Annotated in this window: 4 protein-coding genes; 3 read left to right on the plus strand and 1 reads right to left on the minus strand. The window is 73.9% G+C overall.

Annotated elements, in window-relative coordinates; translation table 11 throughout:
* Positions 1-209: 209 nt before the first annotated feature.
* The 3 genes from ACFXPK_RS31885 (at position 210) to ACFXPK_RS31895 (ending at position 5,148) form a co-directional block, all read left to right on the plus strand.
* Positions 210-3,386: a sacsin N-terminal ATP-binding-like domain-containing protein gene (locus ACFXPK_RS31885; protein ID WP_385080644.1), complete on the plus strand. Its 3,177-nt coding sequence runs from the start codon at positions 210-212 to the stop codon at positions 3,384-3,386.
* A 319-nt stretch (positions 3,387-3,705) separates the two neighbouring features.
* Complete coding sequence (locus ACFXPK_RS31890; RefSeq protein WP_385002530.1) at positions 3,706-4,593, plus strand: DUF5707 domain-containing protein; 888 nt, start codon at positions 3,706-3,708, stop codon at positions 4,591-4,593.
* A 174-nt stretch (positions 4,594-4,767) separates the two neighbouring features.
* Positions 4,768-5,148, plus strand: coding sequence for a VOC family protein (locus ACFXPK_RS31895; protein ID WP_385080646.1), 381 nt, complete (start codon positions 4,768-4,770; stop codon positions 5,146-5,148).
* A 5-nt stretch (positions 5,149-5,153) separates the two neighbouring features.
* Here the strand turns inward: ACFXPK_RS31895 and ACFXPK_RS31900 are convergent, their stop codons facing one another.
* Positions 5,154-7,688, minus strand: coding sequence for an HAD-IC family P-type ATPase (locus ACFXPK_RS31900; RefSeq protein WP_385080648.1), 2,535 nt, complete (start codon positions 7,686-7,688; stop codon positions 5,154-5,156).
* Positions 7,689-7,778: the final 90 nt, after the last annotated feature.

Here is a 7,778-nt window from a genome sequence, read left to right on the forward strand (position 1 = left end):
CGGACCCGGTGGGGGACCGTACCGGGGGCACACGCCCCGCCGCGTTCCCCGGGCCCACCAGCCCCCGGGAAGGCCGGGCCGCGCCCGCCCCGGACGGGGGCCGGGACGCGCCCCGCACCCCCACCGGTCCGTGCCGCGCGGTACGTTCGGGCCCGTACGCGGAGACGGACAGTGCGCCGTACTCGACCAGAACAGAGCGGAGTCACAGCGTGAGCGTCAGGACGACCGAGGGGGCCGACCCGTTCGGGACGGCGCGGCTGCGGCGTGGGGTGCTGGACGCGTGGGGGGCCAGCCCCGCGCGGTTCCGTGAGGACGCCAACGCCGAGGAGGACCTGGCTCTCGGCGGCTACCGGGACCGGCTCGTCGTCGAGCTGGCCCAGAACGCCGCCGACGCCGCCGCGCGCGCCGGCGTCGAGGGGCGGCTGCGGCTGACCCTGCGGCCCGCGACCGAGGAGGGGCCCGCCGTGCTGGTGGCCGCCAACACCGGCGCGCCGCTCGACGCGACCGGCGTCGAGTCGCTGTCCACCCTGCGCGCCTCCGCCAAGCGCGAGGGGCACGAGAGCGCCGTGGGACGGTTCGGCGTCGGCTTCGCCGCCGTGCTCGCCGTCAGCGACGAGCCCGCCGTCATCGGCCGGCACGGCGGCGTCCGCTGGTCCCTCGCCGAGGCCCGCGAACTGGCCGGGGTGACCGCGCAGGCCAGCCCCGGCCTCGGGGACGAACTGCGGCGCCGCGACGGCCACGTACCGCTGCTGCGGCTGCCGCTGCCCGCCGAGGGCACCGCCCCGGACGGGTACGACACCGTCGTCATCCTGCCGCTGCGCGACGGCGCCGCGACCGCGCTGGTGGAGCGGCTGCTCGCCGGGGTCGACGACGCGCTGCTGCTCACCCTCGCCGGGCTCGCCGAGGTCGTCGTCGAGACGCCCGACGGGGAGCGGGTGGTGCGGCGGACGCGGGACGCCTCGTACGTCGTCGTGCACGACAGCGCGGGCGGTGCGGGCGACGGCGGGACGCGCCGCTGGCGGGTCGTCAGCCACCACGGCGCCACCGACGCGGCGCTCCTCGAAGGGCGTCCCGTGGAGGAGCGGCTGCGCCCGCACTGGGCCGTGACCTGGGCCGTTCCCGTGGACGACGAGGGCGCCCCGGCCCGGCCGCGCACCGCGCCGGTCGTGCACGCCCCGACCCCCACCGACGAACCCCTCGGCGTGCCCGCGCTGCTGATCGCCACCCTGCCGCTGGACACCGCCCGGCGCCACCCCGCGCCGGGCCCGCTCACCGACTTCCTCGTGGCGCGGGCGGCCGAGGCGTACGTCGAACTGCTCGCCGCCTGGGAGCCCAACTCCACCGGCCTCCTCGACCTCGTTCCGGGCCCGCTCGGCAAGGGCGAGCTGGACGGCAGCCTGCGCGCCGCGATCCTGGAGCGGCTGCCGCGCGTCGCCTTCCTCGCCCCGGCGGCCCCGGCGGCCCCGGACGACGAGCGGGAGGAGGGGCCGGTCGCACTGCGCCCCTTCGAGGCGGAGGTCGTGGAGGGCGCGGGCGCCGACACCGTACGGGTGCTGGCCGAGGTGCTGCCCACCCTGCTGCCCGCCGGGCTCGAACGGCGCCCGGAGCTGCGTACGCTCGGGGTCGGCCGGCTGCCCCTCGGCGACGCCATCGAGCGCATCGCGGGCGTCGAACGGCCGCCCGCCTGGTGGCACCGGCTGTACGAATCCCTCGCGGGCGTGGACGCCGACCGGCTCTCCGGGCTGCCGGTGCCGCTCGCCGACGGGCGGACGACGATCGGGCCGCGCCAGGTGCTGCTGCCGCTGCCCGGCGGCGAGGACGGCGCCGGGGGCGCCGGCGCCGCCGACCTCGCGCGGCTCGGGCTGAAGGTCGCCCACCCCGAGGCCGCCCACCCGCTGCTGGAGAAGCTGGGCGCGCTCCCGGCCACGCCGCGCGCGATTCTGACGACCCCTCAGGTACGGGCGGCGGTCGCCGCCTCGCTGGACGCGGGCGACGTGTGGGACGAGGACGCCACCACCCCGGACGCCGAGGAGCTGGCCGAACTGGTCCTCACCCTCGTACGGGACGCGGGACTCGAAGCGGGCGACGAGCCGTGGCTCGGCGCCCTCGCCCTCACCGACGAGGACGGCGAACTGGCGCCCGCCGGTGAACTCGTCCTGCCGGGAAGCGCGTTCGCCTCCGTCCTGCGCGAGGGCGAACTCGCCCACTGCGACGCCGAACTGGCCGAACGCTGGGGCGAACAGCCCCTCGCCGCCTGTGGCGTCCTATCCGACTTCGCCCTCGTACGCGCCACGGACATCGTCCTCGACCCCGACGAACTGGAGCCCAGGGACGGCGACTTCGCCGAACCCGACGACGCCGGACTGCTCGACGCCGTCGACGTCTGGTGCGAGGACGTCCTGGACCGGCTGCCCGACACCCCCGTACCGCCGGTCGCCACCGAGATCGTCGCCGTACGCGACCTGGACCTGGTGGACGACGAGGCGTGGCCCCGGGCGCTGACGCTGCTCGCCCGGCCGCCGCTGCGCGACGCGCTCGTCCTGCCCGTACGGGTCCTGCTCCCCGACGGGACGACGGAGAGCGTGCGCCCGTACACGGCGTGGTGGCTGCGCGACCACCCCGTGCTCGACGGACGGCGCCCCGCAGGACTGCGCTCCGCCACCGGGGACCCGCTGCTCGCCGGGTTGTACGACGCGGTGGACGCGACGGGATTCGACGACGCGCAGGTGCTGCGCGCCCTGGGGGTACGGACCTCCGTCGCCGCGCTGCTGGACGAGCCCGGCGGCGCGGCCGAGCTGCTGGGCCGGCTCGCGGACCCGGAACGGGAGGTCACGGCGGAACAACTGCACGCGCTCTACACCGCGTTGGCCGAGCTCGACCCGGACCGGGTGACCCTGCCCGACGAACTGCGCGCGGTGGTCGACGGCGAGGTCCGGGTGGTCGACGCGGCGGACGCGGTGATCGCCGACGCCCCCGACCTGCTGCCCCTGGCGGCCGGGCTGCCGCTGCTGCCGGTCGCCCCGGCGCGCTGCGTGGAGCTGGCGGAACTGCTCCAGGTGCGGCGGCTCGGCGAGACGGTCGCCGCGGAGCTGACGGGCGAGGCGGCGGCCGGCGGCGAGGAGCACGAGGTGCCCGACGCGGTCCGCGCGCTGCTGGGCCCGGCCACGCCCGCCACGTACCGGGAGTACGAGGAACTGGTCGCGGGCGGCGTCGAACTGGACTGGCGCCGCACCCCGGACGGGGTGCTGCACGCGGCGACGCTGGAGGGCGTGGCGGCGGGGCTGGCATGGGCGGCGGGGCAGTGGCCGCGCCGGTTCGAGGTGGCGGCGCTGCTGGAGGACCTGTCGCGGACGGAGGAACTGGCCAGGGACCGCTGGTTCGACTGACGAATTGACGAGTTGACGGGCTGAGGAACTGACGGGTTGACGGGCTGAGGAACTGACGGGTTGACGGGCTGAGGAACTGACGGGTTGACGGGCTGACCGGCTGACGGGCCGGTCGGCCGGCTCACCGGCGGGGCGCTCCGGAGCGGCCGGTGCTTCGACATCGGCTGATTTTTCGGCGCCTTCGCAAAAAGGTCATGATTCCGTACAACTATTCACATGCGTATCCGGTCTGGTCTGTCGAGTCACCAGGCTCACAGACCAGACGGGCCCCGCCGTACGGACGACGCACCGCGGGGCCCCTTCTCCACTTGGGGAACGCATGCGTATTCGTGCCACTGTTGCCGCTGTCTCCGGCGCCCTGGCCCTGTCCGCTCTCGCCGTACCGGCCTCCCAGGCCGCGCAGTCCGGCCCGGCCGGCGGCGAGCGCCCGTCCGCTCCCGCGTACGGCTTCCCGGCCCAGCACGGTGCCGCCGCCACGCCGAAGGCCAGGACGAACGGACTCTCCGCCACGGCGAAGGCCGTCGCCCCGGTCATCACCAAGACGGTGGTGAACGGCGGCAAGCCGATCGTCGTCGGAACCACCGCCACCAAGAAGGTCACCGTCGCGATCACCGCGACCCACGCCTCGGGCATCGCCGACGCCGCCACGCTCCTCTGGATCGGCAAGAGCCTCGACGACGACGACGCCTTCGGCTTCGGCCAGAACGAGGACAAGGCGAAGTGCAAGGCCGCCAACGCCACCACCTCGACCTGCACGCTCACCGTCACGGTCGACCCCGGCCTGCTGATCAACACGGACGCCACCTACTGGAACGTCGGCGCCGCCGTGCTGGCCAAGGGCGGGACGGACGTCCAGAAGGACAAGTCCGCCAAGATCCGCTTCCAGCGGCTCTCCAAGCTGACCGTCGACGCCTCCCCGGAGCCGGTGAAGAAGGGCAAGACCCTCACGGTCACCGGCAAGCTGTCGCGCGCCAACTGGGAGACCGCCACCTACAAGGGCTACGCCACCCAGTCGGTGAAGCTCCAGTTCCGTAAGAAGGACAGCAGCACCTACACCGACGTCAAGACCGTCAAGACCTCCGGCACCGGCACGCTGAAGACCACGACGACCAAGACGACGGCCTCCGGCTACTGGCGCTGGAGCTTCGCCGGTACGGCCTCGACCCCCGCGGTCAACGCCACCGGTGACTACGTCGCCGTGAAGTAGCGGGCGCCCTGGAACAGTGGGCGCGGTGAGGCAGCGGGGCGGCGGGAAGAACCCGTCGCGGCGCGCCCCGGCGTGCACACCGGCCATGTCCGGTGTGCACGCCGTACCGGCCGTGCACCCAGCCACGAGGGCGGCACCACGCGTGTGCGCGACGCCCGGGGGTAGGCGCGGTGCATGACTGTCGCGAAGAAGAGCGTGCTCATCCTCGACTGTGCCGAACCCGCCGAACTGGCCGGGTTCTACGCCTCTTTCCTCGGTGCCGAGACCCGCGTCGGCACGGATCCCGACCTCGTGGAGGTCGTCGGCCACTCCGGGACCCATCTCGCGATCCGCCGGGACCACGGCCACGCGCCGGCGAGCTGGCCGCGCCCGGAGAGTTCCCAGCAGGCGCATCTGCGGATCACGGTCTCCCAGGGGGAGATCGACGAGGCGGAGCGCGAGGCGATCGCCCTCGGCGCCCGGCCCCTCGACACCAAGGACAACGGCGGACCGCGGGACACCCGGATCTACTCGGACCCGGCCGGGCACCCGTTCACCCTGGCCGTGCTGCGCTGAGAGGGCTACGAGGCGGGGAACCTGCGCCCCACCCACCGCCAGCACAGCTCCAGCGCCACCGACGCCACCACCGCGATCCCCACCGCGGTCCACGGCACCGTCGTCCCCACCAGCTTCAGCGCGAAGAAGTGCTGGAGCGCCGGTACGGCCAGCACCACCAGGAACGCCGCCCCCATCGACAGCACGAGGCAGATCCGCCACCACGTGTACGGGCGCGCGACGATCGCCAGCACCCACATGGAGACCAGGAACAGTGTGAGCGTGGCCGCGCTGGTCTCCGCGCCGAGCGAGTCGGGACCGGTGTAGGAGTGCCGGGCCAGCAGATACGTCGCGAACGTGGCGACGGCCGCGATGATCCCGGAGGGCACCGCGTACCGCATCACCCGCCGTACGAAGTGGGGCTGGGCGCGCTCCTTGTTCGGGGCGAGCGCCAGGAAGAACGCCGGGATGCCGATCGTCAGCGTCGAGAGCAGTGTGAGATGGCGCGGCAGGAAGGGGTACTCGACCTGGAAGCAGGCCACCAGGATCGCCAGCAGCACCGAGTAGACGGTCTTCGTGAGGAAGAGCGTCGCCACCCGTGTGATGTTGCCGATGACGCGGCGGCCCTCCGCCACCACCGACGGCAGCGTCGCGAAGCTGTTGTTCAGCAGCACGATCTGGGCGACGGCCCGGGTCGCCTCCGAGCCCGAGCCCATCGAGACGCCGATGTCCGCGTCCTTCAGCGCCAGCACGTCGTTGACGCCGTCCCCCGTCATCGCGACCGTGTGCCCGCGTGACTGGAGCGCGCCGACCATGTCGCGCTTCTGCTGCGGGGTGACCCGGCCGAAGACCGCCCCCGCGTCGAGCGCGTCGGCCATCCCCTCCCGTTCCGCGGGGAGATGGCGGGCGTCGACGGTCCGGTCCGCGCCCGGCAGACCGAGCTTTCCGGCCACCGCGCCGACGGAGACCGCGTTGTCGCCGGAGATGACCTTGGCGGCGACGTCCTGGTCCGCGAAGTAGGTGAGCGTGTCGGCGGCGTCGGGGCGCAGCCGTTGCTCCAGTACGACGAGAGCGGTGGCCCGCGCGGCGGACGCGGCCTCGGGGGAGTCGAGTTCGGGAACGCCCGCGCCCGCCTCGCCCGTACCGTCCGCGCCCGTACCGCCTGCGCCCGTACCGCCTGCGCCCGTACCGTCCGCGCCCGTACCGTCCGTGTCCCCGGCGGCCGTGCCGACGCGGGCGAGCAGCAGGACGCGCATCCCCTGGCGGTTGAGGTGGTCGACCTCGGCGAGCGCCGGATCGTCCGGGGGCAGCAGCACATCGGGCGCGCCGAGCAGCCAGCGGGAGAGACCGTCCCCGCTCCCCGTTCCGGCGGCGCCGTTCTCCTCGAACGCGGCGCCGCTGTACTTCCGTACGGACGAGAAGGGCAGCGCCGCCGCCACCGGCCACCGTCCGCGCTCGCCCTGGTACGCGTCGATGATCGCCTGGAGGCTGGCGTTGGGGCGCGGATCGGACTCGCCGATCGCGCCGAGCACCTGCCGTACGTACGCCTCGTCCGCGCCGCCGAGCGGGCGCAGCTCGCTGACGTCCATGCCGCCCTCGGTGAGCGTGCCCGTCTTGTCGAGGCAGACGACGTCGACGCGCGCCAGCCCCTCGATGGCGGGCAGCTCCTGGACGAGGACCTTGAGCCGGCCGAGCCGGATCACCCCGATCGCGAAGGCGACGGAGGTCAGCAGCACCAGGCCCTCGGGGATCATCGGGACGATCCCGCCGACGGTCCTGGCGATGGAGTTCTTGAAGTCGTTCTGCTTGACGACGAGCTGGCTGAGGATGAGCCCGATCGCGGTCGGGACCATCATCCAGGTCACGTACTTGAGGATCGTGCTGATGCCGTTGCGCAGCTCGGAGTCGACCAGCGTGAAGCGGGACGCCTCCTCGGCGAGCTGCGCGGCGTAGGCGTCGCGCCCGACCTTCGTGGCGTGGAACGCGCCCCCGCCGACGACCACGAAGCTGCCCGACATCACGGGGTCGCCGGGACGTTTCAGCACCGGGTCCGCCTCGCCGGTGAGCAGCGACTCGTCGATTTCGAGGCTGTCGGCCTCGGCCACCACCCCGTCCACCACGACCTTGTCGCCGGGTCCCAGCTCGATCAGGTCGCCGAGGACGATGGCGGAGGTGGAGATCTCGGTGGCGACCCCGTCGCGCCGTACGGTCGGTCTCGCCTCGCCGATGACCGCGAGCCCGTCGAGGGTCTTCTTGGCGCGCAGCTCCTGGATGATGCCGATACCGGTGTTGGCGATGATCACGAAGCCGAACAGGGTGTCCTGGATCGGCGCGACGAAGAACATGATCACCCAGAGCACGCCGATGATCGCGTTGAAGCGGGTGAAGACGTTGGCCCGGACGATCTCGGTGGTGGACCGGCTGCTGCGTACGGGGACGTCGTTGACCTCCCCGCGCGCCACGTGCGCCGCCACCTCGTCGGAGGTCAGCCCGGTGTGCCGGCCGGCGGGCCGCGGAAGCGTCATCGGGTGTACGGGGTCCAGCTCGGCGCCCGCGTCGATGGCGTGGGCCGGGGCGCCCGGCTCCGTGGCGCCCGGCTCCTCGGAACCGCCCGGCTCCGCCGACCCGTCCCGCCCCCGTACGTACCAGAT

Source organism: Streptomyces sp. NPDC059142, assembly GCF_042755665.1.
Classification (GTDB): Bacteria; Actinomycetota; Actinomycetes; order Streptomycetales; family Streptomycetaceae; genus Streptomyces.

Excerpts from the sequence above, each read along its gene's own strand:
- ACFXPK_RS31890 (WP_385002530.1), top strand. The coding sequence starts at position 3,706 with ATGCGTATTCGTGCCACTGTTGCCGCTGTCTCCGGCGCCCTGGCCCTG.
- ACFXPK_RS31895 (WP_385080646.1), top strand. The coding sequence starts at position 4,768 with ATGACTGTCGCGAAGAAGAGCGTGCTCATCCTCGACTGTGCCGAACCC.